At 34.0% G+C, this 22,979-nt stretch carries 30 protein-coding genes; 25 read left to right on the forward strand and 5 right to left on the reverse strand.

What is annotated here, in order from left to right; translation table 11 throughout:
* Positions 1-9: 9 nt before the first annotated feature.
* From J2S15_RS09910 to J2S15_RS09975, 14 genes are all read left to right on the forward strand, one after another.
* Positions 10-1,158, forward strand: a complete 1,149-nt coding sequence (locus J2S15_RS09910) for an MFS transporter (RefSeq protein WP_307407835.1) — start codon at positions 10-12, stop codon at positions 1,156-1,158.
* Positions 1,159-1,202: 44 nt separating this feature from the next.
* Positions 1,203-1,730 (forward strand): DUF986 family protein, encoded by a 528-nt coding sequence (locus J2S15_RS09915; RefSeq protein ID WP_307407837.1) that lies wholly within the window; start codon positions 1,203-1,205, stop codon positions 1,728-1,730.
* The gene (locus tag J2S15_RS09920; RefSeq protein WP_307407839.1) at positions 1,727-2,548 is read left to right on the forward strand and encodes a Cof-type HAD-IIB family hydrolase; all 822 of its coding nucleotides are present in this window, start codon (positions 1,727-1,729) and stop codon (positions 2,546-2,548) included. Before J2S15_RS09915 ends, J2S15_RS09920 begins: the two co-directional genes overlap by 4 nt.
* Positions 2,541-3,332, forward strand: a complete 792-nt coding sequence (locus J2S15_RS09925; RefSeq protein ID WP_307407840.1) for an HAD family hydrolase — start codon at positions 2,541-2,543, stop codon at positions 3,330-3,332. The genes J2S15_RS09920 and J2S15_RS09925 overlap by 8 nt, the downstream gene beginning before the upstream one ends.
* Positions 3,333-3,342: 10 nt before the next feature.
* Positions 3,343-4,077 (forward strand): SIS domain-containing protein, encoded by a 735-nt coding sequence (locus J2S15_RS09930; RefSeq protein ID WP_307407843.1) that lies wholly within the window; start codon positions 3,343-3,345, stop codon positions 4,075-4,077.
* Between the two features lie 12 nt (positions 4,078-4,089).
* Positions 4,090-4,410, forward strand: a complete 321-nt coding sequence (locus J2S15_RS09935) for a hypothetical protein (RefSeq protein WP_307407844.1) — start codon at positions 4,090-4,092, stop codon at positions 4,408-4,410.
* A gap of 143 nt (positions 4,411-4,553) precedes the next feature.
* Positions 4,554-5,492 (forward strand): type I phosphomannose isomerase catalytic subunit, encoded by a 939-nt coding sequence (locus J2S15_RS09940; RefSeq protein WP_307407846.1) that lies wholly within the window; start codon positions 4,554-4,556, stop codon positions 5,490-5,492.
* Positions 5,493-5,789: 297 nt separating this feature from the next.
* Entirely contained in the window at positions 5,790-6,215 is a 426-nt protein-coding gene (locus J2S15_RS09945) for a PTS sugar transporter subunit IIA (RefSeq protein WP_307407848.1), read from the forward strand.
* A 22-nt stretch (positions 6,216-6,237) separates the two neighbouring features.
* Positions 6,238-6,729 carry a PTS sugar transporter subunit IIB gene (locus J2S15_RS09950; protein WP_307407850.1) on the forward strand — a complete coding sequence of 164 codons (492 nt, stop codon included), beginning with the start codon at positions 6,238-6,240 and terminating at the stop codon, positions 6,727-6,729.
* Between the two features lie 97 nt (positions 6,730-6,826).
* Positions 6,827-7,666 carry a PTS sugar transporter subunit IIC gene (locus tag J2S15_RS09955; RefSeq protein ID WP_307407852.1) on the forward strand — a complete coding sequence of 280 codons (840 nt, stop codon included), beginning with the start codon at positions 6,827-6,829 and terminating at the stop codon, positions 7,664-7,666.
* Between the two features lies 1 nt (position 7,667).
* Positions 7,668-8,615, forward strand: coding sequence for a PTS system mannose/fructose/sorbose family transporter subunit IID (locus J2S15_RS09960; protein WP_307407854.1), 948 nt, complete (start codon positions 7,668-7,670; stop codon positions 8,613-8,615).
* Positions 8,616-8,690: 75 nt separating this feature from the next.
* The gene (locus tag J2S15_RS09965) at positions 8,691-8,999 is read left to right on the forward strand and encodes a hypothetical protein (protein ID WP_307407856.1); all 309 of its coding nucleotides are present in this window, start codon (positions 8,691-8,693) and stop codon (positions 8,997-8,999) included.
* Positions 9,000-9,017: 18 nt separating this feature from the next.
* Positions 9,018-9,401: a hypothetical protein gene (locus J2S15_RS09970; RefSeq protein ID WP_307407858.1), complete on the forward strand. Its 384-nt coding sequence runs from the start codon at positions 9,018-9,020 to the stop codon at positions 9,399-9,401.
* A 246-nt stretch (positions 9,402-9,647) separates the two neighbouring features.
* On the forward strand, positions 9,648-10,715 hold the full coding sequence (locus J2S15_RS09975; protein ID WP_307407860.1) for a transaldolase family protein: 1,068 nt from the start codon (positions 9,648-9,650) through the stop codon (positions 10,713-10,715).
* Between the two features lie 24 nt (positions 10,716-10,739).
* Here the strand turns inward: J2S15_RS09975 and hxlB are convergent, their stop codons facing one another.
* Genes hxlB through J2S15_RS09990 form a run of 3 tightly spaced genes read right to left on the reverse strand, consistent with a single transcriptional unit; the run spans position 10,740 to position 12,868 of the window.
* A complete protein-coding gene (gene hxlB / locus J2S15_RS09980) occupies positions 10,740-11,303 on the reverse strand; it encodes a 6-phospho-3-hexuloisomerase (protein ID WP_307407863.1) in 564 nt (187 codons plus the stop codon).
* A gap of 1 nt (position 11,304) precedes the next feature.
* Entirely contained in the window at positions 11,305-11,988 is a 684-nt protein-coding gene (locus tag J2S15_RS09985; protein ID WP_307407865.1) for a ribulose-phosphate 3-epimerase, read from the reverse strand.
* A 28-nt stretch (positions 11,989-12,016) separates the two neighbouring features.
* On the reverse strand, positions 12,017-12,868 hold the full coding sequence (locus J2S15_RS09990; RefSeq protein ID WP_307407866.1) for a beta-1,6-N-acetylglucosaminyltransferase: 852 nt from the start codon (positions 12,866-12,868) through the stop codon (positions 12,017-12,019).
* Between the two features lie 133 nt (positions 12,869-13,001).
* On the opposite strand from J2S15_RS09990, the gene J2S15_RS09995 reads away from it, so the two are divergent.
* From J2S15_RS09995 to J2S15_RS10025, 7 genes are all read left to right on the forward strand, one after another.
* A complete protein-coding gene (locus J2S15_RS09995; protein ID WP_307407868.1) occupies positions 13,002-13,553 on the forward strand; it encodes a glucose-6-phosphate isomerase family protein in 552 nt (183 codons plus the stop codon).
* A 2-nt stretch (positions 13,554-13,555) separates the two neighbouring features.
* Entirely contained in the window at positions 13,556-15,298 is a 1,743-nt protein-coding gene (locus J2S15_RS10000) for a class I mannose-6-phosphate isomerase (protein WP_307407870.1), read from the forward strand.
* Positions 15,299-15,307: 9 nt separating this feature from the next.
* Positions 15,308-16,045 carry a GntR family transcriptional regulator gene (locus tag J2S15_RS10005; RefSeq protein ID WP_307407872.1) on the forward strand — a complete coding sequence of 246 codons (738 nt, stop codon included), beginning with the start codon at positions 15,308-15,310 and terminating at the stop codon, positions 16,043-16,045.
* Positions 16,046-16,048: 3 nt separating this feature from the next.
* Positions 16,049-16,744 (forward strand): deoxyribose-phosphate aldolase, encoded by a 696-nt coding sequence (gene deoC, locus J2S15_RS10010; protein ID WP_307407874.1) that lies wholly within the window; start codon positions 16,049-16,051, stop codon positions 16,742-16,744.
* A gap of 2 nt (positions 16,745-16,746) precedes the next feature.
* Positions 16,747-17,613 carry an SDR family oxidoreductase gene (locus J2S15_RS10015; protein WP_307407876.1) on the forward strand — a complete coding sequence of 289 codons (867 nt, stop codon included), beginning with the start codon at positions 16,747-16,749 and terminating at the stop codon, positions 17,611-17,613.
* A gap of 174 nt (positions 17,614-17,787) precedes the next feature.
* Positions 17,788-18,537, forward strand: coding sequence for an N-acetylmannosamine-6-phosphate 2-epimerase (locus tag J2S15_RS10020; protein WP_307407877.1), 750 nt, complete (start codon positions 17,788-17,790; stop codon positions 18,535-18,537).
* Positions 18,538-18,557: 20 nt separating this feature from the next.
* The gene (locus J2S15_RS10025; RefSeq protein ID WP_307407879.1) at positions 18,558-19,220 is read left to right on the forward strand and encodes an N-acetylmannosamine-6-phosphate 2-epimerase; all 663 of its coding nucleotides are present in this window, start codon (positions 18,558-18,560) and stop codon (positions 19,218-19,220) included.
* A 13-nt stretch (positions 19,221-19,233) separates the two neighbouring features.
* Here J2S15_RS10025 and J2S15_RS10030 read toward each other — a convergent pair whose 3' ends face one another.
* On the reverse strand, positions 19,234-20,037 hold the full coding sequence (locus tag J2S15_RS10030) for a helix-turn-helix domain-containing protein (protein ID WP_307407881.1): 804 nt from the start codon (positions 20,035-20,037) through the stop codon (positions 19,234-19,236).
* A gap of 192 nt (positions 20,038-20,229) precedes the next feature.
* Between J2S15_RS10030 and J2S15_RS10035 the strand changes: the two genes are divergently transcribed.
* The 3 genes from J2S15_RS10035 to J2S15_RS10045 are packed head-to-tail and all read left to right on the forward strand — an operon-like array spanning position 20,230 to position 21,329.
* A complete protein-coding gene (locus J2S15_RS10035; RefSeq protein WP_307407883.1) occupies positions 20,230-20,574 on the forward strand; it encodes a DUF2500 family protein in 345 nt (114 codons plus the stop codon).
* A gap of 18 nt (positions 20,575-20,592) precedes the next feature.
* Complete coding sequence (locus J2S15_RS10040; RefSeq protein ID WP_307407885.1) at positions 20,593-20,952, forward strand: hypothetical protein; 360 nt, start codon at positions 20,593-20,595, stop codon at positions 20,950-20,952.
* 38 nt (positions 20,953-20,990) lie between these two features.
* Positions 20,991-21,329 (forward strand): hypothetical protein, encoded by a 339-nt coding sequence (locus tag J2S15_RS10045; RefSeq protein ID WP_307407887.1) that lies wholly within the window; start codon positions 20,991-20,993, stop codon positions 21,327-21,329.
* 67 nt (positions 21,330-21,396) lie between these two features.
* On the opposite strand, the gene J2S15_RS10050 is transcribed toward J2S15_RS10045, so the two are convergent.
* The gene (locus J2S15_RS10050) at positions 21,397-22,011 is read right to left on the reverse strand and encodes a YigZ family protein (RefSeq protein WP_307407889.1); all 615 of its coding nucleotides are present in this window, start codon (positions 22,009-22,011) and stop codon (positions 21,397-21,399) included.
* A 109-nt stretch (positions 22,012-22,120) separates the two neighbouring features.
* Between J2S15_RS10050 and J2S15_RS10055 the strand changes: the two genes are divergently transcribed.
* The gene (locus J2S15_RS10055) at positions 22,121-22,921 is read left to right on the forward strand and encodes a bactofilin family protein (protein ID WP_307407890.1); all 801 of its coding nucleotides are present in this window, start codon (positions 22,121-22,123) and stop codon (positions 22,919-22,921) included.
* Positions 22,922-22,979: the final 58 nt, after the last annotated feature.

Here is a 22,979-nt window from a genome sequence, read left to right on the forward strand (position 1 = left end):
GGGTACATTATGAAACTTACAAAGAATATGGGATTTATGTTTGTATTGTATTTTATCTCGTTTATATCCTTTGCAATACCATATGGATATATGCAAACCTTCCTTTCTCATGTTGGATATAACGTGATGGAAAGAGGAATTATTTTATCAGGAACCGCAGTTGTGGCAATTGTTGGTCAGTTTTTTGTAGGTTATCTTTGTGATAAATTCAATACTGATAAAAAGTTCTATAATCTATTGTTAATTTTATTCGTAATTGCAACCTGTATTATGTATAGCGTAACAGATCGAATCTTTTTCTTACATCTGATTTTTATTTCACTTGTTGGAGGGTTAGCAAGAACCGTAATGGCAGTACAGGATTCCTGGTGTCTGGAAACAGATGATCACTGTAAGCAAAACTATGGTTCCATTCGTGCCTTTGGGGCAATCGGTTGGATGATTGGTAGTCCATTGGGTGCACTGGCAATTCAAAAGTGGGGTTATGGTTCTTTAGGAATTATCTTTGCAGTAATGACGGTGTTTAATATTGGATTAACGTTCTTTATGCAAGATGCGACCAAACATGAAAAAAGTGCAGGAATTAAATTCAGAGATATTCAGATTTTATTGAAAGATAAGAAGTTTGTAATTGTTGTTTTAATTTTCTTAATCATCAATATTATTGCAACTGCTGATATGTATACTGTAGTGGATAAGATGATTGAGTTAGGGGGAGATGAAGGTATTGTAGGTGCTCGTTGGTCAATTCAGGCATTTACTGAATTACCTTTGTTTTTTGCTGGAGGTATATTACTGAAGAAGTTTGGTGATTATAAAATTATGATGTTTGGAACATTCATGTATATTGTTCGTTTCATTGGTTATGCAATTGTGCAAAGCCCAGAACTAGTGGTAGCTGTTTCACTGTTACAAGGTGTTACGTATCCACTAATTATGATTACTTCAAAAACATTGGTTGATGATGCAAGTCCAGTACATATGCGGGCAACCGGACAGACCGTTGCCAGTGCTGTATACGTTGGTGTATCAGCTTTAATTACACCAAGTTTAGCTGGTATTTTAGCTACTGCAGTTGGTATTGATATGACTCTTGTGATTATTGGATTATCCGGTTTTATTGCTTTAGGACTAGGAGTTCTATACAAAAAGATGTAAAATCGCTATAATAAGAATAACGAGTAGAGAGAGGTATATGATATATGGATTCGAATATTATCACAACGTTAATTGTAGTAGTAATCATTGGTTATGGTTTATTTATGGTATTCACAAATGTAAAGAAGTTTATTGAGTGTAATAAAGCGAAGAAAGAATTTCTAGAAGGAAACAAGAATCATCCTGAAATAGTTTCTGACTATATCCCTTGGATTATAGGGTGTGTTCTAATTGCAATATTGGTAGGTGTAGCTGTTGTATTTGAAATGCAAAATAATGGAGAAGCAGTTACCTTAGCAGCTTATGGATTTGTAACCCTTTGGGTACTTTCATTAACTACAGAGTTTATAGTAAGACGTACAATCATATTTACAGAAGATGGATTTTTCTATGAAAAAACATTCCATCGCTTTCGCAGTGTAAATGGTACTACACCAACTGGCGGTATGTTTGGACGTTATGAAGTTCGTCTAACAACAACTTCAGAAAAGATGCAATTGCCAAAGAAGTTTGGTGTAATCTTGAAAGAGCGTTTAGATGCTTACCAACAAAAAAGGAAAAAGAAAAGATGATAAAACTATTTCTAAGTGATTTAGATGGAACGTTATTAGATAAGAATATGCAATTTCGTGACTATGATATTGAAGCAATCAAACAGTTGAAAGATGCTGGTATTGAGTTTGGTATCGTTACTGGGCGCGATCTTGGTGTATATTATACACATGTGAAACCTGTTCTTAAGTTTGATATGGATTATATTGGAAACAATGGTGGAACTGTTTTTGCAGATGAAAAAAAGATTTATGAGATGAATATGAATTCTCAGGAAATATATGAAATGATGAAACACATACAGGATGTATATTTGGAAGATGTATATCCTTTTGTTGCTGATGATCACTGTAATTTTTACTTTTATAATAAGAGACCCAAAGATTTATTTTGGAAAGATGCAATTGAATTTATGGGTCAGGTAGGAACAATTAGTGATATTGATTTGTTGGATTATTTAAGTGAACCCAAAGATGGAATAGTAAAGATTTCTTTTTATACCAGAGAAGTGGATCCTAGTAGAATGTCAAAGAAGCTGCAGGAACTTTATGGTGATAAATTTGAGATATCAATGACCCATTTTCATTTTGTGGAACTTACAACCAAAGGGATTCACAAAGGAACAGCGATTCATAAATTATTAGAATATCGTGGATTACAGCCTGATGAAGTAGCAGTTATTGGTGATGGTGAAAACGATATTCCAATGTTTAAAATGTTTGAACATTCATTTGTGATGGATCGTGCAAATGATGATGTTAAACAATATGGAAAATATAAAGTGGAACGGGTTAAGGATGCAATTTTAATGATTTTAGAGGAGGAGAGAAATGATTAAATTAGCGGTATTTGATGTAGATGGAACACTTGTTGAAGAAGGTAATAAAGGTTTTAGTGAGAAAACGCTTTTAATGTTGAATCAACTACAAAAGAATGGAATAAAAGTTGCTATCGCAAGTGGGAGACCACCTTTTTTTGTGAAAGGTTCCTTGAATAAAGAGTTTACTTTTGATTACTATGTATGTGTGAATGGTGCATATGTAGCAGATAAAAATTTTAAGGAAGTAAATCGTAGTCCTTTATCGTTAGAGGATGTTGAAAGTTTGATTAAAGATTTTATAAAATTTGATGATGCAGTAATGTTTCAATTTGATGATGCAGCATATTGCTACAATGGAAACAAACGAATTACGAGTATGGTATCACACTGGATTGGACGTATTGATGTCTTAGTAGATCATCGTAAAGATAGGAATCGTCATTTGAAAGACCTTCCTTTAGGCGTTGTATGTAATATTGATCCAGCACATATGGACTATTATCAAACAAAGTATCCTCATTTGGCATTTGATGCATTTAGTGAGGATCACTATGATATTCATATGGATAATTACAGTAAAGCTGACGGAGTGAAGATTATTGCTGATGCGCAAGGAATCAAGATGGATGAAGTAATTGCTTTTGGTGATAACTATAATGACTTACAGATGCTAGAAGCTGTAGGGATTGGTGTTGCTATGGGGAATGCACTGGATGAAGTGAAGAAAGTTGCAGACTATGTAGCGAAGAATGTGGAAGATGATGGAACTTACTATACATGTAAGCATTTTGAATTAATTTAAGGAGAACACTATGAAAAAGTTTGTTGATGAAAGTTTTAAGATTGGTTTGGATATTGTAAATAAAATACATGATACGCAAAGTGAACAAATTGCTGCCGCAGGAAAAATGATTGGTGATGCACATCATAATGGCAACACATTTTATGCAACTGGGAGTGGTCACTCACATAGTGTGGCTGAAGAATTTTATGGTCGTGCTGGTGGTCTGGCATTTGTTGTACCAATTATGACAACGGAACTGACACTGAATGAACATCCAACAAAGAGTACCTATATTGAAAATTTAAGTGGATATGCTCATATCTTAGTTGATCTTTATAAAATCAGTGAGGGTGATGTGGTTTTGATTGCTTCAAACTCAGGAAGAAATGCATATCCAGTAGAACTTGCTGTAGAAGCAAAAGAGTTAGGTGCAAAAGTAATTGCTATTACAAATACTAAACACTCGTTAAGTGCGAGTCCACGAAACAAACATGAAAAACGTTTGATGGAAGTCGCAGATATCGTAATTGATAACTGTGGAGAGATTGGTGATTCAGCAACTTATTTTGAAGGACTTACAGTGCCAATGTATCCAACATCATCAATTGCAAATGCCTTTATTTGTGGGGCAATCAGTGTTGTTTGTGCACAACAGTTACATGCTTATGGTGATGAAGTTGAAGTGTTTATTAGTGCTAATGTTGATGGTGGATTTGAAAAAAATAGTGCATTTATGGAAAAATACGGTAGAATGTATAAGTAAAGAGGTGTGTCTATGGCAAAGAAAAATAGTATTCGTAAAACTGCTGCGAAGATGGTAATCGATATCTTTCATAAACATAATGCTTATGATGAAGCAACAGCAATCAAAGTAGAAGAGTTCAAAAATTTAAAACTGACAAGTGCGGTAATATCGTACACGATTGGAAATCTGATCAACGATGGAGTTGTTCATAAAACAGATGATGATCGATATTACTTTGATCAGGACGGTTGGCGTAAGCTAGAGAAAAAAGTAATGCGTGGTTACGGTTTACTGTTTATTGTGCCAGTTGCATTTATTGTAATTTTTCTAGTAATACAGTTTCTTTTATAGTTAACGATAATAAGCATCTATTTCAAAATAGGTGTTTTTATTTACCAAAAATTCCAAAATATGATATTTTAATATAATGTTATAACATTATATTGATTTTGTGTTTTTTTTCTTGTATAATAACTTTAAGGTGAGGTAAAGATATGTATCCATTTAAGTTGAAACCAATATATGATAAAACCATTTGGGGTGGACATCGACTAACTGATATTCGTGGTGATGAAGGTGATGGCTATGGTACAAGCTGGGAAGTGAATGCACATCCTTATTGTCAAAGCGAAATATTGAATGGTGAATACAAAGGACAAAACTTACAGGAAGTTTTAGATGCTCACCAACAGGAAATGTTAGGAGCAGTACCAAAAGAAAAGATTCTTCGTTTAGCATACTTAGATGCAAAAGACGATTTATCAATTCAGGTACATCCATATACAGCATATGCTTTAGAACATGAAAATGATTATGGTAAAACAGAAAGTTGGTATGTACTGGAAGCTGAAGAAAATGCAAGACTGGTAGCTGGTACAAAAATTACTGATAAAGAAGTAATCAGAAAAGCAGTTGAAGAAGAAAACCTTGAACAATATCTGAAGTATCATGATATTAAAGCAGGAGATTTCATTCATATTGATGCAGGTACCTTACATGCACTTGGTGGAGGAATCCTGGCAATTGAAGTAGGAACCAATTCTAATACAACGTATCGTTTCTATGACTATGGCAGAAAAGATGCACAGGGGAATGGTAGAGAATTGCATTTAGAAAAAAGTTTTGATGTAGTTGATCTGACTCATAAGAGTCATGTGGTACATTCACCAGTAGGTGAGAATAAGAAAACAACAATTAAGACGCTAGTCGATTGTGAAGACTATGTAGTTGAATTAATTGATGTGGTTGGAAGTATTACGATTCCAATGAATGATCGATTCAACTGTATATCATTCGTTCATGGAGATGGAACAATCACCTACCAAGATGAAAAAATAGAAAATAAATATACAGACAGTTTGTTTATACCAGCTGCTTGTAAAGAATATACAATCAGTGGAAACTGTAGGGTTATAAGAAGTTATGTGAGATAAATTTAAGGCTATATGCCTTAAATTTAAAGCATCAATTGAAAGCGTTTACAGAAATTGTGACAAATGTAACTAATTTATATATCATAATCATAAACTTTATGATTCAATAACAATTGAAATAGTCAATGTTAATCGTACTATTTGAAGTTTTAGATAAGAAATTAAACCAATCCAATTATGTGATGGTGGTGTGAATAATGTCGCAAACTGTTGAAATGATAAAAAAATTATTGTACGCTAAAGGTAGAGATGGAATCCCTTTCATTTTTACCAAGATAAAACAAAAGGAGAGATGTTATGAAATATGTAATCATGGTGAGTCATGGAGAATTTGCTCCAGGTTTACACAGTGCAGTAGAGATGATGACAGGAAAAAGAGATGATGTTCTTAGTACTAGCTTAACAGCTGATATGGGAACACCAGAGTTTATTGAGAATTTTAAAAAGCTTATTGAACCAATAACTGAAGATGATGAAATAATTTTATTAGCAGACATTTTGAGCGGTTCGCCATTCACTAGTTCACTCAGTGTTCTTGATGAAAAAGGAATGATGGATAAAACAACAGTATTTGCAGGTATGAACATGCCACTTGCAGTTTCTGCAGTACTGATGAAAGACAACATGGATGGAGACATCCTTAAAGAAAGTTTATTATCTGAGGGTCAAGTTGGGTTATGCATCTTTGAACAAGCGTCTGATGACTCAGATGATGATATTTAGTAATCAATAGGAGGACAAAATAATGATTAGTTTTGTAAGAGTAGATGACCGTATTATTCATGGTCAAATTGTAACACGTTGGTCTAAGGAATTCCCTTGTGATGGTATTGTAGCAATCAATGATAAAGCTGCTACTACACCTATATTGAAACAATCGTTCCAAGCTTCAACAGACAAAAAAGTATTTATTTGGACATATGAAGACTGGAAGAAAAAATGTCAAAAGGTTTTAGATAGTGACAAGAGATACTTCTTGATTACTAAGAATCCTGTCGACATGGCTAGAATTTTAGTTGATGATGGATTCAAACCAAGTGACGTTAAGAGAGTTGTTATTGGACCATGTAATGATCGTCCTGGAGCAACAAAGCTTGGGCAAAATCAAAGTATTACACAAGAAGAAGCAGAAGCTTGTGAAAAAATGACAAATGCAGGTTACGATGTTTACTTTGCATTATTAGAAGAAACGGCTATCGGGTCTTGGCCAAAATTCAGATCAAAATTTGGATATTAAAAAGACTTAATTGTAGTAGTCTCAATCTAAATCGGATGTTGGGAGCCAATTTAGATAAAGATAAAAATTAAATAAAATTTGAAAAGGAGATGAGTTTATGGAGATTTCTTGGTTACAAGCGGCTCTTCTAGCGCTTATGGGAGTACTTGCTGCTTCTACAATCGCTGCATTAGGAACTTCAATCGGTAACTATACGCTTAACAGACCTTTAGTAGCATCTTTATTTGTTGGGTTAATATTAGGTGATGTTGAAGGTTGTATCTTAGTTGCTATTCCAATGCAAATTATTTACATCGCATTAGTTACGCCGGGAGGAACAGTAGCTGCCGACTTACGTGCGGTATCTTATATTGGTATACCGCTAGCATATGTGGCATGTAAGTCACAAGGACTGGACTTAGCTGGAGCAGAAGCTCAAGGTCTTGCAGGATCTATGGGTGCACTAGTTGGTACAGTTGGTACAGTTATGTTCTATGGAACAGCTATGATGAACCTTATCTGGCAACACATTGGTTGGGCTAGATTAGATAAAGGGGACTTCAAAATTTTGGGTAAAGTTGAAGTATTATTCCCTTGGTTATCACACATCGTGATTTCATTTATTCCAATCATGTTAATCGTATATTATGGAGCTGGAGCAATTGCAGACTTCCAAGATGCATTACCAATGGATTCTTGGTATATGAAGTCATTATTTACAATTGGTTCATTATTACCAGCAGTCGGAATTGCAATTCTTTTGAAATCAGTGGTTACAAAAGCTTCAGACTTAATTATGTTTGTATTCGGTTTTGCAATCGCTGCATCAATGGGAGTTACTTTATTGGCGGCAACAGCAATCGGTGGTGCATTTGCACTGATTAACTACCAAATCGCTATGGTGAAATTAAGTAGAGCACCAGCGGTGGGTATAGATGACGACGAGGAGGACATTTAATATGAAGAAATTATCTAAGAAAACGTTAAATAGTTCATTCTGGCGTTGGTACTATGGAAACTTAACATGTTTCTCACATGAACATATGCAAACATTTGGATATATGTGGTCAATGTTACCAATTATCCAAGAATTATACGAATCAAAAGAAGAACAAAAACAAAAACTTCAAACATACTATCCTTTCTTTAATACTGAGCCACAAATTGGTGCAATCGTTGTAGGGATTACAGCTGGTTTAGAGGAAGCTAGAGCAAATGGTGCTGATGATATTGACGATGAAATGATCAATGGTATCCGTGCGGGTCTTATGGGACCTCTTGCAGGTATTGGGGATTCATTAATCGTTGGTACTTACATTCCTATCTTATTAGGGATTGCTTTAGGATTAGCTGAAGGTGGTTCTGCAATTGGACCTATCTTCTATATTATCGTTTGGAACATTACAATCATACTATTCATGAAATTTATCTATAATAAAGGTTATGAATTAGGTGGTACAGCTGTAGAGGTAATCGTTGGTGAAAAAGCAACGGCAGCTCGTGAATCAGTAATTGTCCTTGGACAAGTTATCGTTGGTGCGATGGCTGCATCTTGGGTTAATATTACAACTTCATTATCAATTAATAACGGTCAAGTAGAAACTGAAAAAGCTTTCACTATGATCGAAGGTGGAAAAGATGTTGTTGAAAAAGCTACTGGAAAAATTATAGTTGAAGGTGGAGAAATTGTTACAAAATACGTTAAAGTAATGGAAGATTCAATTATTAGTATTCAAGAAAAACTTGATGGAGCGTTCCCAGGAGTACTAACATTATTATTTGTATTATTATGTTGGTGGTTAATGGCTAAGAAAGCTGTTAGTCCTGTAAAAGTTATGTTACTAATGGTTATTGTTGCATTCGTAGGGGTATTCATTGGATTCTTCGATCCAGGATTAACTTACTAGTTTAGTAATTAAAGTTATTTAAACGATCCCTACCTCCCAAGTGGGGATTCGTTTTTAAGAAAGGAAATGATATTTATGAATAAAAGAGAAAAAGAGCAAATGAAGAATGAAATACAAATGAAAAATGTTATGACGAAGAAAATTGGAAACTGGTTTCGTAACAGTGCGATTGCGTGTCTTTTTTTCGCAATACTAACATTCTGGGCATTTAATGGAATGAGTGATAGTTTTATTCAATTTCCTGATTTAGTAGTTAATATCCTTAAATGGTTATTCCTTATCCTTTCAATATTGACTGGAGTGTTTGCGATTATGACGCTTTTAAGTTTTAGAAATTCAAAGAAACATGTATTAGGTTTAATTGACAAATTACAAAAAAGTTAGATTATGTTAGGAGAAAATATGAAAAAAATAGGTGTATTATTTATTTGTGCTTTAATGCTTTTTGGTTGTGGAAGTAATGATGAAAAGACAGTTGATGTATTTGATAATGAAAATTACGAAATTTCTGTTGAGAAAACAGATGACAACTCAATGGTATATATTCAAGATTCAGAAAATAAAGTAACAATAAGTGCGTTATTAAATGGTAATGATGTGGTATTTATTGGGTTTTATGATTTAACTGTTGGTGGTGATGATTACTATACAGTTGATGAAGATGATAAACTAACAGAAGAACAAAAGCTTCATAAGGAATCATATAATGAATGGCTAAAGACAGTTGGGGTTAATGGTCAAGAGTTAAAAGAATATATAATTGATTACTACAAAGAAAATAAGTAAATACTTAAATTGCACTAAGCCGAATTTCATACTGGTGGATTATATCTTTTAGATAATGGTTCGTTGCAAAGATAATCATGAAAAGGATGACAACTCATTCTTTTTTTATTTTGATAAGTTGCGAATCCAAGAAAAAAGTTGGAAAACGACAATTTATTGTTGTAAATGGTCAAAAAAATTGGGTTTCAAAATGATCTATAGACAATTAAGTTGGGTTTCGCTATATTAAGAGAAACGGAGGTTTTTATGGGTAAAATTAAAGATATTACAAAGGCATTTCCAATGACTGATATCTGGGTGGATTCGTTCCATGTAGAAGATCATAAACAAGCAATTGAGTTTGGAAGTGTAGGGGTAACAACTAGTCCAACTTGGGTATCAAGAATGATGCTGAACGAGTTGGGTGAACAAGAAGAAATAGTAAAAGCGATAGCTGATAAATATCCTGAAGATGATATGTTTGAAGTTATGTGGAAGTGGACATTACAGATGGGAGAAGCGAGAAGTAAAGTTATGCTTCCAATCTGGAGGGATGGCAAACCAAAGAAAGGTCGTTTCTCGATTCAGACATCAATTCTGGAATATCGTAATACAGAGCGGATGATAACAATGGCTGAAGAAGTACATGCATTAGGTGAGAATATGCAAGTAAAGATACCTGCTACCAAAGCTGGTATTAAAGCAATGGAAGAAGCAACTTATAAAGGGATTAGTGTAATGGCAACCATCTGTTTCAGTGTTGATCAGGCAGTTGCAGTAGCGCATGCGATTGAAAGTGGTATGAAGCGAAGAGAGAGTGAAGGAAAGTCGAATGAGATGTTGAATCCTGTTTGTGCAGTACTTCTGGGAATGCAAGATGACTGGTTAAAAGATTATACAGAAAGTAATAATATTGTGATAGATCCAGGAGCTATTAACTGGGCAGGAGTTGCGGTATGTAAGGAAGTGGCGAGAATCTTCAAAGCTCGTAATTATAAAACTCGTGTACTGACTGCTTACTATCGTCATCACCTGCACTATTCGCAGTTTATCGGTGGAGATATCATCATGACAATTCCACTAAAATGGCAAAAACGTTTTGATGCCAGTGATATTAAAATTGAAGAAACAATGTCAAAGTCAGTAGATGAAGATATTATGAAAGAACTAAAAAAGCTAGCTCCATTTGAACTAGCGATCGAAGAAGGGTCATTATCAGTAGATGAATTTGATACCTTTCCTCCAGTTGTATTAACGATACGTTATTTTACACAGTGCTATGAAGATGCACTAACTGCAGTGAAAGATATCATGTTACCAGATCCAATCAAATAAAAACTCCAGCGAATGGAGTTTTTTCTATTCTAAATTTGCGTGATATTGCCATAAAGATTTCAAATCGATGTTTTGATCTTTTACCATCATTAGCGCAATGGTATCTCCTAATAATAAGAGTGATTGTTCAAACAGACTTGTCATAATCTGTTGCGATGGAATTTCATCAGGCAGATATAATTTTGTTTGTACAGGTATTCTTACAAACACATCTGTGAATTCACTTAATGGACTTTCAGGGTTGGCGCCAATGTGTGCCACCTTTGCACCAAACTGTTTTGCCTTCTTTGCGATTCCTAAAGGAAACATAGTCTTTCCACTACCAGAACCAACAATTAATAAATCTTTCTCGGTAATAGCTGGCTCCGTAATTTCACCAACGATTACAGTCTGAATTCCTAAGTGAGCCAAGCGTTTGGCAATTGCTTCCAGTGATAGCAGTACTCTACCAACTCCTACAAAGAATACTTTCTCTGTATTATTGATAGCTGTAATTAGACTCTCGACCTGAAGTTCATCAATTGAGTTCATTGTGTTCTTTAGCTCATCCACTACAATCTGTTGTGTAGAATCAAATGATTGTTTCATATTAGAGACCTTCCTTTACTGCTACATCTAAACGTTTCTTATTTTCTTCTAAAGTATCATCTTTCATAAATAGACTAGTACTTCCAAGTACTAAGTTGTCTGCACCTACTTTTACTAACATTGGAATGGTATCAAGTGATACTCTTCCATCAACCTGGATAGTTGCATCATATCCTTTATCATCAATTAGTTTTCTCAGGTCTTCTACTTTTTGTTTTGCATAGGAAACTTGTTTTTCGTTTTTATTAGTCGCAAAACCTGGATTAATTAACATCAACATAATCAAATCTACCTGAGGCAGAATATAATCTAATGTAGATAATGAAGTTGCTGGATTTAAAGCTACACCAACGCCTACACCTCTTTCCTTAATCAAATTAATATAACGATCTACATGAAGACTTGTTTCATAATGAAAAGTAATATGCTGTACACCAATATCTAAAATTTCATTAATAAAGTATTCATTATTTAATGACATAATATGCACATCAAAAGGTAAATCAGTAATTGAACGTAACTTCTTTATGGTATCAATACCAAGTGGCATACTTGGGCTAAATGCACCATCGATAATATCGATATGAAGGGCATCAATACCAATTGCTTCAATCTCTCTTATACTCTTTTCAAGATTGGTTAAATCCATACACATCACGGATGGAGATAGGGTTATTTTTCTCATAAATCTCTTTCTCTCTCTCTCTTTTTATTTAACTATTGTATATATCGAAATAATTCTGATAAAGTCCAGGATCTTCTTCAGCTAGTATTTTAGCTGCGAATAAAGCATTTGGGTACTTCTCAATAATATCTTCAGTTACTTTATCGGCTCCTTGTGATTCAATCCATTTACCACTAGGACCTAGTACACGACAATCATCGTTAATATGATCATCCGCATTGAACTTTTTCAACATCGTAGGAATATACACTTCTTCTGCATACCAGGATAACTTAAATGTATCGGATACATAGTCAAAGTGTTCTACTAATAAAACAGCTGTTTTATGTTTCAAAATGAAATAAGGACTTCCAATAAGAATTTCATCTTCAATTTTTCTGCGTAATCCAAAGGTATTAAATATGGAAGCATTTGCCTTAGAAAAACCACGAGATACTTTTCCAGTTGGAAATGATAATAGGTTTGTCATTGGATAATACTTCAATGTCTTTTTTCTTAACTCACTATCTTCTTTTTCACTGCGATCTACATAATAAAAGTTATTATTGTTTTCTTCTAAATAAGAAACAATATCATTTCTTGATTTAATAGGAATCATTCCATCAGTTAAATTAATATAATAATCAAATCCAATTCCTACTGCTTCTCTCATCTGCAAGATGGTTCCTCTTGCCATTGATAAATCACCTTCCTGTGCAAATTCCTGAATCGATGAAATATGTACTTTGCTACTTTCGGCATAGACAAAATGTATCTGTTCTCTTAAATCATTATCATTAATCATGATAAATACATGATCTCCTTGTTTGATTAATTGGTCGATTGTTTCCACCAGTTCATCATACTCCCGATAAGAGTGGACTAAGTATGCAATTTTCATGAAAAAATCCTCGCTTTCATATATATATTATAACATTATAACTATAACGATTGATACCCCTTATAACGATATTTAAAATAAATATTGACATAAAAATTATAATGTTATAACATTTAAGTGTGGAGGTGTCTTTATGAAGATCTTTGAGCCGAAGGCTAAGCATGATTTTATGAATGGAATACTGCAGGGAGATGCGGTTGAAAAGAGCGTCAAACTGTACAAAGATGCAAAACATTTTTATAAAAATGTAGATGCAGATTTACGTGATGATACAGTAATGTATGAGGTGTATTTGTACAGTAAAGGTGATGATAAAGTTGGAAATTTAAACTGGGGTTTAACCGTATTAAAACCAGTTAGCGTTCTTGGAGAATGTAATATGACTCGAGGACATTTTCATAAAGATCTTAACTGTGCAGAGTTTTATTTTGGATTTGCTGGCAAAGGCTTACTGCTGTTAATGGATGAAGATGGAACTTGTTATAGTGAAAAAGTGTTTCCTGGTTCCGTTCATCATATTGATGGTCGTGTTGCTCATCGCTTAATTAATATTGGTGATGAAGATATGAAAGTAGGGGCCTGTTGGCCAGTACAATCAGGACATGATTATGAGCGAATTGAAAAGTTTCCATTCAAAGCACGGATTTATAAAGATGCTAACGATATAAAAGTTGAGGAGGAATAGCAATGACTTATTTAGATTTTAAATCAAAGTACGATAAGTATCCAACAACAAAGGTGGATAGTTTTGGTGCAATTTGTGGATATGAAAAGATTATCGAGGAATTAAGGAAAACAGTCACAAAAGAAAACTTTGTGATGGCAGTAGATACATACCCTGGGGTAAATGATGAAGAAGTATTACCACAGTTAGAAAAACTGGAGCCAGCTCTCGTAATTTCAATGTATGACATTTTCAAAGATGGAGCAACGATTACAGAACAATTAAAGTATCAGTTAACTGATGATCGAGTATTTGGAAACATGTACTATGGTAAGATTACCGACTTTATTGATATGGATAAATTGGAAGATGCTAAGAAAAAGATTGCAGAGACAAATGGACTAGTATTGGTATATGGATTTGGTGCATATCTTGTGGAAACATTTGATTTAGCAGTTTATCTGGATATGGCAAGATGGGAAATTCAAATGCGTCTTCGTGGCGGTAAAAGCAATTATAAAGCTGATAACGAAGATGAAGATGCACTTAGAAAATTCAAACGTGGATATTTTATTGAATGGCGTGTTGCGGATAAACACAAATTGAAATACTTTAATCGTGTAGATTATTTTATTGATACAAATAAAGCAGGTGAACCAAAGATGATTACTGGTGCAGCACTGCAAAAAGGATTGGATACTATTATTTCTAAACCATTCCGTACCGTTCCTTACTTCGATCCGGGAGTATGGGGAGGACAATGGATGAAGGAAGTGTGTAACCTTGATCCAAGTAAAGATAATTATGCATGGAGCTTTGATGGAGTTCCTGAAGAAAACAGTATCTTACTTGAATACAATGGAATCGTATTAGAATTTCCAGCAATGGATGTTGTATTGAATCGCCCAAAAGAGTTACTTGGACCACAAGTGTATGCTCGTTTTGGTGCTGAGTTCCCAATTCGTTTTGATTTCCTTGATACTATGGAAGGTGGAAATCTTTCATTACAAGTTCATCCTCTGACAGAATATGCAAAACGTCAGTTTGGAATCAGTTATACACAAGATGAAAGTTACTATATCTTAGATGCAGTAGAAGGTGCAAAAGTATACCTTGGATTAAAAGAGGGTATAAACAGTGAAGAGATGATTAGTGATTTACGTAGTGCCAACAAGGGTGAAATTACGTTTGATGCAGAGAAATATATTAATGTCTTTGATGCAAAGAAACATGATCACTTCTTAATTCCAGCAGGAACATGTCACTGTAGTGGTAGTGGGGCAATGGTATTAGAAATTAGTGCCACACCTTATATCTTTACCTTCAAACTGTGGGACTGGGGTAGAGTTGGACTAGATGGTTTACCTCGTCCAGTGCATGTGGAACATGGAAAAGAAGTAATCCAGTGGAACCGTACTACAAAGTGGGTGGAAGAGAACTTGGTAAACGCAACTTATGATGTGGAAGACAAAGGTGGAAGTAAGCGTGTAGAACATACAGGATTACATGAGTTGGAATTTATTGAAACCAGAAGATATACAATTGACGAAGTGTCATATCATAGTACCAATAATACGGTAAATATGCTAAACTTAGTACAGGGAAAAGAAGCAATTGTTGAAAGTACAGATGGTAAGTTTGAACCATTTGTTGTTCATTATGCTGAAACATTTATAATACCAGCAAATGTTGGTGAGTATACAATTCGTCCATATGGATTAAGTGAGCATGAAGAAATAAAAGTAATTAAAGCATATGTAAGGTAGGTGTTGAGAGTGAAACTAAACCATTCAAAAGAGGCAATCCCTCTTTATCTTCAGATTAAGAATCATTTAAAGGAAAAAATTGAGAATAAAGATTATAAAATCAATGATGTAATCCCTGGCGAATTAGAATTAGAAAAAGTTTATAATGTGAGCAGAATAACTGTTCGCCAAGCCATTCTTGAGTTGGAGAAGGAAGGTTATGTTTCCAGAGCACGTGGGAAAGGTACAACAGTTATTTATAATGATAAGATCAATGAGTTTTTATACGAAATCAAATCTTTTACCAAAGAAATGACTGATCGTGGGCTGACTCCTTCAACCAAATCTGTCAATATGAGTAAAGTAGAGGCGGATAAAGATATCGCAAAAGTATTTAAAATCAATGAAGGTGATGAAGTATATTTACTTCACCGTGTTCGTTGTGGTGATGGTGAGCCGATTGTAGTGTTTCACACATATTTGAGCAGTAAACATGATTTACCTATGAACAAAGAATCTTATATGGGTTCAATGTATGATGTATTAGGTGAAGCAGGTATTAAACGACCAGTTCGTGTATGTGAAACATTTGAAGCAATTTTGGCGAGTGAAGAAGTTGCAAAAGAACTTGAAGTTGAAGCTGGTAGTCCAGTATTCTTTCGAGTACGTAGATCTTACGATACCAATGATGATATCGTAGAATATACGTTTTGTTATTACAGAGGAGATAAGTATACTTATTCTATTGAACTAGACAATAGGGGGTAAACGATGGATACAAATAAGTTAGATGAAAGAAGTTTAGCTAAGTATTTTGATCATACATTATTATTTGCATATTCAAGTGAGGAAGACTTTAAAGAATTTGTAAATGATGCAATAAAAATGGAAGTAAAGATGTTGGCAATTAATTCTTGTCAGGTAAAACGATGCAAAGAATTATTAGGTGATCACAAAGGTATCAATGTTGGTGCTGCAATTGGTTTTCCTTTAGGACAAACAACAATTGAAGTAAAAGCATTTGAAACAAAGAAAGCTATTGAAGATGGTAGTGATGAGATTGACTATGTGATTAATGTTGGGAAACTAAAAGATAAAGATTATGATTACATCAAAAAAGAGATGGAAGTTATCGTAGATATTTGTCGGAAGCATAATGTTACCAGCAAAGTAATCTTTGAAAATTGTTATCTTGAGAAGGATGAAATTGTGAAAATGAGTCAAATCGCAAAGGAAGTAAAACCGGATTTTATTAAAACATCAACCGGATTTGGAACAGGTGGAGCAACCTTGGAGGATGTGAAACTGATGCTGGATACAGTAGATGGTGAAGTAAAGGTAAAAGCAGCTGGTGGTATTCGTGATTGGCCAACATGCAAAGCAATGATTGAACTTGGTGTAGAAAGAATAGGAACTAGATCAAGTGCAGCGATATTGGAAGGATTTAAACAGGAAAGGGGTTTGTAAAGATGAAGAAAGTAGCGATTACAGGTGCAAATGGATATTTGGCATCTTTGATTCAAAAGTACAATGAAACAAAATTTGAGTTTATACCAATTACCAGAGAGATGATTGATCTTGAACAGCCACAGCAGGTAAAGGAGTATTTTGAAAACTTAGATTTTGATATTGTATTTCATACTGCAGCAAATGCCAACACAGCATTTGGTGAAGAGCATCCTGAGCTAAGTAGAAAAATTAATACAGAATCAGCAGTCGTGATTGCGGATGTATGTAATGCGAGAGATAAGCGAATGATGTTTATTTCAACGGAGCAATGTTTTAATGGACATACGAAACCGGGACCATTCAAAGAAGAGGATGAATTAATTAGTGTTACCAATTATGGGAAACAAAAAGCAGAAGTAGATGAGTATCTGCAAAAGCATAACAAGAATTTTGTAACGCTTCGTTTGTCTTGGATGATGGGAATGGCACAGCCACAGATTCATCCAAGCCCAAATATTATTAAGAATACGTTGGATGCAATTATGAAGCAGACACCAGAGAAATTTACCGTAAATGAAGTTCGTGGAATGACCTATGCACAAAATCTTGCAAATCAGTTTGAACAAATTACAGACTTACCTACAGGTGTATATCATTTTTCAAATGTGAATATAATGAATACTTATGATGCAGCGGTATATGTAGCAAATGCATTTGGTTTTCCAGAAGATGTAATTGCGAAGTATATCTTACCAAATCATGAACGTTATGCGGATCGTTTCCGTGATTATCGTCTTGATAACAGTAAAATTAAACAACATGGAATCAAACTGGGAACATTTGAAGAAGATGTAGAACAGTGTTTAAAAGATTACGGTTGGAAATAACAAATTCAAGTCAGAAGGATTCATTTTTCTGACTTCTTTTTATTTTTAATTATGATACAAAATGAATGAATTTGGAATATTTTGAACGAAAATGATTGACTGTTAAGCAATTCGATATTATAGTATAAATATAAGGATTTATACTATAATTCCTATCTGTTAGGAGGTACAACATTGAAAACAACAGATGAACGAAAACGAGCGATTTTAGAAAGTTTTAAAGGTGGTTTAATTGTATCCTGTCAGGTTCAACATGATGATCCAATCTATACGGATGATATTGTGGTAAAGATGGCAGAAGCAGCGAAATGGGCAGGTGCCGTGGGTATTCGTGCAAATTCTCCTGATCAGATCAAAGCAATCAAAGATAAGGTAGATTTACCAATGATTGGATTATATAAAATATGGCATGATGATACAGATGTATTTATTACGCCTACCATAGAATCAGCAAAACAAGTATGGGAAGCAGGGGCAGAAATTATTGCTTTGGATTGTACATCGCAAATAACTCATGAAGGTACACAGGCATGGGATTTAATTAAAGAATTGAAAAAGGAAATTCCTGAAGCAATTATCTTCGCGGATGTTTCCACTTATGAAGAGGCAAGAAGAGCGATTGATAATGGTGCTGATATTGTTGCGCCAACATTATATGGATATACAAAAGAAACGCAACATATCGAAGAACCAGATATGCGTGAATTTGCGAAGATGTGTCGTGATTTCAAAGATGAAGCATATGTGATGATGGAAGGACACATCTATACACCAGAAGATGCAATGAAATGTATTTTCTTAGGTGCGCATAGTGTTGTTGTAGGATCTGCAATCACAAGACCACACTTAACAGCGAAACGCTTTGTGGATTTACTTGGAGGATATCAAGATAACTGGAGAGATGCTGAAAAGGCAAAACATTAATAATTACTGGGAGGTAATGTATGTTAGACAAAATTAAAGGAAAATTAGTAGTATCTTGTCAGGCTTTGCCTGATGAACCATTACATTCTTCATTCATTATGGGTAGAATGGCACTAGCAGCCAAACAAGCCGGTGCAGCAGGGATTCGAGCACAAAGTAAACAAGATATCGATGAGATTAAAAAGGTCGTAGATTTGCCTGTAATCGGTATTGTGAAGCGTAACTATGATGACAGTGATATCTATATTACGGCAACTAAAAAAGAAGTAGATGAACTACTTACTACAGGATGTGAAATGATTGCTTTGGATGCAACTGATCGTCCTCGCCCTCATGGAGAAAAAATTGAAGACTTGGTCAATTACATCCATGAGAATGGAGTACTGGCAATGGCAGACTGCAGTACATATGAAGAATGCTTAGAAGCTGAACGAATTGGATTTGATTGTGTATCTACAACCCTATGTGGATATACTCCATACAGTAAGAAAATAGATGGACCAAACTTTGAATTAATGAAACGTTTAATTGATGTATTAAAGACACCTTTGATTGCTGAAGGTAAAATCAATACACCAGAAGACTTAAAGAAAGTTATGGACTTAGGAGCATACAGTGCGGTTGTTGGTGGTGCAATTACCAGACCTCAGCAAATCGCAAAAACATTTATTGATGTATTATAAAATGAGCCGTTGGTTACAAACCAACGGCTTTCTTACTACTTATAACACAAACAATACAACCAATAATGATTACACCAATACTAACTATTAAATCAATAATGTCATACGTTTGCATATTCAGATATGCACTGGTAAGCAGATAGGTCGCAAAACGAATGATACCAGACAGCATAATTACTATACCAAATGAAAAATACACATCCTTCTTCTTTACTGCGATTATATAATAAATAATCCAACAGCTACCTACTACTAGTATACAGAGTGGAAGTGCTAATGGTAACATCCAACCTGAAGTATTTGTAAGTACTTCTATTATATAGAGAAATGGAAGAATCGACCAAGTAAGATTTATCAGTACTAATTTTATCCAATTCTTTTGTATCAATAATGGAGGAACGATAAGAAGACATCCATAGACAATTCCAACCACAGCATATACTGACCAGGTAAACTCTCCTGCCTCATAGTAATCAGCTACCAAACATACAACACTAACAAATATAGATAAACCTAATAATGCGAAACCTGCTATCTTTAAAATTTTAGGTGTATATTCTTTTGGCACCTGTTTATAGAAAGAAGAATGCAAGGAGCGTTCTGGCTCTTCACTCTTATTCCCATGAAGCAAATCATTGATGGAAATATCAAATAAATCTGCCAATGCAGTTAAGTTTTCTATATCAGGAATTCCATTTCCACATTCCCATTTTGAAATTGCTTTATCACTTACATGTAATTTATTAGCCAACTCTTTTTGAGTCATATTATTCTCTTTTCGTAATTGCTGGATTAATATCCCAATATTTTCATTCAAATCTTCATCACCTCTACTCGTATTCTATCAACTTCTAAACAATAGCACAATCTACGAATCGTAGAGTATCATAAATGCTTGTCAAATAGTTAGTTTTATGCAATATTGTAAAGGTATGAAAATAAATAGTAATTGAGTAATTACTATAATATTTAACACTATGAAATGAAATATAGAAAGTGGAGGGACTATATGGAATTCAGTATGATACTTATTTTTCAAATTTTAATTTACATATTTATTGTATATGCTCTGTATCGTGCATTTACAGCAAGTAAAAGAAAAAGAAAAGATATTAGTGAAGAAGCAACGATAATAAAAAAAGAATATTTTAGAGTATCAGGATTAGATTTGGGTTATCCGAAATACGATGATTCTTTTGAAGTTACATTTCAACTGAAAAATAAAGAAAGAACATTTGTTGTTAGTCAGTTTGAATACGAACTATTAGATGAAGGCGATCAAGGAATATTATGTCATGATCGCTATAAGATTATTTCTTTTGGAGATAAACTAAAAAGACCTGAAGATAGTTAATAGAAAGAGGATATTTAAATGTATAAAGATGATGAAGGATATATAATATGTCCTGCTTGTGATTGGAATGGCAGGTTTATGAAATATAGAATTAAAAATTCTAATAGGGATCTATATATGTGTGATGAGTGCAACGCTATTGCAGATACACTTGATGATTTGGATAAAAATATTTTTATTGGAAACATATCTGAATATTTTTTTGGTGATAGTAAGATTACTAAAAGATATGATAAATGGCATCGAATAGGATATATAAAATCATTTGAAATGGAGCAGTTAGAGTATCATATAGAAGAAATTTATCCTGAGTTGAGAGTTAAATACTTCTTTAAGACTGTTCACAAAGATAATTCAGAAGTTAATGATATTTTTTGATGAGATGATGATTGTGTATAAACAGAGGGGGGAATAAGATGAAAAGACTAATATTAGTATATATTGCAGCGCTATTGCTCAGTACTATATATTGTAAACCAGTGGAGGGGAAAGTTATAACGACATTCATAAACTCTATACTGAATACAATTTTATATGTTGGAATATGGTATGTTCTTGTAAAGTGGGAATCCTCAAGGGATGAGAAGTCATGGAGAAAGAAATTATCATATTATTTTTTGATTCCGCTTGGTGTAGTAACTCTGCTCGAAATACTTTTTTTAATTTTAGATCGAAATTTTGGTAATTTTGCAATCGTACTTCCTGCAATGGCTTATACTTATTTAACAATCAATGGTAATAAATACTTTGCATAAAAGTCTGTTCGTTAATTGGATACAAATAATAAAAGAGGCCTTCATTATGATTGCCTCTTGTTTTATATTAGTCCTTTTTTTCTATCTCTACTACTTCCTTAGTAATTAATTCTAATGGAAATGTACCATTACTGAGTTCATCGATATCTTTGGTAAAGTCATCAGTTGATCGTAAGACATAGGTGACTTTTTCTTCGTACTGTTTATCCAAAACAATGATATTGTTCTGGGAAATGTAGTAATCTAATTTTCCAATAAAGGAATAATCAAATGTAATCTGGAAACGGAAAGTATCACACTTTTGTGTAATAACTGCATGTTTTAATGCTTCGCTGGTACTTTTTGAGTAAGCACGAATCAAACCACCAGCACCTAACTTGATTCCACCAAAGTAACGTACAACAATTGCAATAGTATCATTCATATCATTCTTTCTCAGGCATTCTAAGATAGGAACACCAGCAGTTCCGCTAGGTTCTCCATTATCATTGCTTCTTTGTATTTCATCGTGCTCACCAATTAAAAAGGCATAACAGTGATGAGTAGCGTTAGGATGTAACTTCTTTATCTGCAGAAGATACTCTTTTGCTTCTTCTTCACTGAATACACGATTTACATAACAAATGAACTTTGATTTATCAATAATGATGGTATGATTGCTTTCTTCTTTTACTCTGTACATAAGATCTCCTTCCTATATTCTATATAATTATGGAAATATATTCAATTTTTTTCGGAATTAGCGAACCAAAATGCGATTGAGTGAATCTTATATACAGGGGGCTTATAATGTGGAGATAGTTAATTTGTTGTTGAAACCGAATGTATTTCCCTACTTGTTTCTGCTTTTAGCATTAGTAATAATGTGCGGACTCATCTTTTTTGCGTTCAAAGAGTGGCAATTAAAAAGGGCGGTTTTAAAGGAAGAAACGACAATCTTGGGCGAAGATGTATCGATAAGTGATTCTGTTGTGGAGAAGGGTAAAGATCTTCATAATTATGTAAATACGATATTTCAGTCAAAAAAGTCCGAAGATGTGGAAAAACATAATGATCAAGGAGAACTAGAGAAGATGGAACATAACAATTATGAAAATGATGATTACAATGGAATTCAAGTAGAAGATGTAAAGGATGACATGTTATCAAGTGGGCAGAAAGAAAAAACAATTTTTTCTACTACTACAGTGATCGAAGGAAATGTAAGAGTGGATTCTCCACTTATCGTAAAAGGAACGGTTACTGGAGATATTATAAGCAGTAGTGTCGTAGAGATATCTAATGGAGCAGTTATTGAAGGGAATATTCAAGCTAGTAATATTGAAATTGACCATGCCAAAATAACTGGAGATATGGTTGTGAGTGAGCGAGTATATGTAGGAACTGACACACACATCAAAGGATCAATCAGATCGAAGACGATGATTGTGGAAGGTGATATCGAAGGGGATGTTTACGCCAGCGAAGAAACAAAACTAGCGCATAATGCGAAAGTTTTGGGTAATATATATACACCATTAATTGACATCGATCGTGGAGCGAAGATGTCTGGTAGAATTATTAATGATGAACTAAAAAATAATATTGATTAATTGAAAAGCCGAAAAGGCTTTTTATTTTGCCAAATGATGGTATATTCAAACAAAAAAG

Origin of the sequence: Breznakia pachnodae (genome assembly GCF_030814225.1) — a bacterium.
GTDB lineage: Bacteria > Bacillota_I > Bacilli_A > Erysipelotrichales > Erysipelotrichaceae > Breznakia > Breznakia pachnodae.

Excerpts from the sequence above, each read along its gene's own strand:
- J2S15_RS09910 (WP_307407835.1), top strand. The coding sequence starts at position 10 with ATGAAACTTACAAAGAATATGGGATTTATGTTTGTATTGTATTTTATC.
- J2S15_RS09915 (WP_307407837.1), top strand. The coding sequence starts at position 1,203 with ATGGATTCGAATATTATCACAACGTTAATTGTAGTAGTAATCATTGGT.
- J2S15_RS09920 (WP_307407839.1), top strand. The coding sequence starts at position 1,727 with ATGATAAAACTATTTCTAAGTGATTTAGATGGAACGTTATTAGATAAG.
- J2S15_RS09925 (WP_307407840.1), top strand. The coding sequence starts at position 2,541 with ATGATTAAATTAGCGGTATTTGATGTAGATGGAACACTTGTTGAAGAA.
- J2S15_RS09930 (WP_307407843.1), top strand. The coding sequence starts at position 3,343 with ATGAAAAAGTTTGTTGATGAAAGTTTTAAGATTGGTTTGGATATTGTA.
- J2S15_RS09935 (WP_307407844.1), top strand. The coding sequence starts at position 4,090 with ATGGCAAAGAAAAATAGTATTCGTAAAACTGCTGCGAAGATGGTAATC.
- J2S15_RS09940 (WP_307407846.1), top strand. The coding sequence starts at position 4,554 with ATGTATCCATTTAAGTTGAAACCAATATATGATAAAACCATTTGGGGT.
- J2S15_RS09945 (WP_307407848.1), top strand. The coding sequence starts at position 5,790 with ATGAAATATGTAATCATGGTGAGTCATGGAGAATTTGCTCCAGGTTTA.
- J2S15_RS09950 (WP_307407850.1), top strand. The coding sequence starts at position 6,238 with ATGATTAGTTTTGTAAGAGTAGATGACCGTATTATTCATGGTCAAATT.
- J2S15_RS09955 (WP_307407852.1), top strand. The coding sequence starts at position 6,827 with ATGGAGATTTCTTGGTTACAAGCGGCTCTTCTAGCGCTTATGGGAGTA.
- J2S15_RS09960 (WP_307407854.1), top strand. The coding sequence starts at position 7,668 with ATGAAGAAATTATCTAAGAAAACGTTAAATAGTTCATTCTGGCGTTGG.
- J2S15_RS09965 (WP_307407856.1), top strand. The coding sequence starts at position 8,691 with ATGAATAAAAGAGAAAAAGAGCAAATGAAGAATGAAATACAAATGAAA.
- J2S15_RS09970 (WP_307407858.1), top strand. The coding sequence starts at position 9,018 with ATGAAAAAAATAGGTGTATTATTTATTTGTGCTTTAATGCTTTTTGGT.
- J2S15_RS09975 (WP_307407860.1), top strand. The coding sequence starts at position 9,648 with ATGGGTAAAATTAAAGATATTACAAAGGCATTTCCAATGACTGATATC.
- hxlB (WP_307407863.1), bottom strand. The coding sequence starts at position 11,303 with ATGAAACAATCATTTGATTCTACACAACAGATTGTAGTGGATGAGCTA.
- J2S15_RS09985 (WP_307407865.1), bottom strand. The coding sequence starts at position 11,988 with ATGAGAAAAATAACCCTATCTCCATCCGTGATGTGTATGGATTTAACC.
- J2S15_RS09990 (WP_307407866.1), bottom strand. The coding sequence starts at position 12,868 with ATGAAAATTGCATACTTAGTCCACTCTTATCGGGAGTATGATGAACTG.
- J2S15_RS09995 (WP_307407868.1), top strand. The coding sequence starts at position 13,002 with ATGAAGATCTTTGAGCCGAAGGCTAAGCATGATTTTATGAATGGAATA.
- J2S15_RS10000 (WP_307407870.1), top strand. The coding sequence starts at position 13,556 with ATGACTTATTTAGATTTTAAATCAAAGTACGATAAGTATCCAACAACA.
- deoC (WP_307407874.1), top strand. The coding sequence starts at position 16,049 with ATGGATACAAATAAGTTAGATGAAAGAAGTTTAGCTAAGTATTTTGAT.
- J2S15_RS10015 (WP_307407876.1), top strand. The coding sequence starts at position 16,747 with ATGAAGAAAGTAGCGATTACAGGTGCAAATGGATATTTGGCATCTTTG.
- J2S15_RS10025 (WP_307407879.1), top strand. The coding sequence starts at position 18,558 with ATGTTAGACAAAATTAAAGGAAAATTAGTAGTATCTTGTCAGGCTTTG.
- J2S15_RS10035 (WP_307407883.1), top strand. The coding sequence starts at position 20,230 with ATGGAATTCAGTATGATACTTATTTTTCAAATTTTAATTTACATATTT.
- J2S15_RS10040 (WP_307407885.1), top strand. The coding sequence starts at position 20,593 with ATGTATAAAGATGATGAAGGATATATAATATGTCCTGCTTGTGATTGG.
- J2S15_RS10045 (WP_307407887.1), top strand. The coding sequence starts at position 20,991 with ATGAAAAGACTAATATTAGTATATATTGCAGCGCTATTGCTCAGTACT.
- J2S15_RS10050 (WP_307407889.1), bottom strand. The coding sequence starts at position 22,011 with ATGTACAGAGTAAAAGAAGAAAGCAATCATACCATCATTATTGATAAA.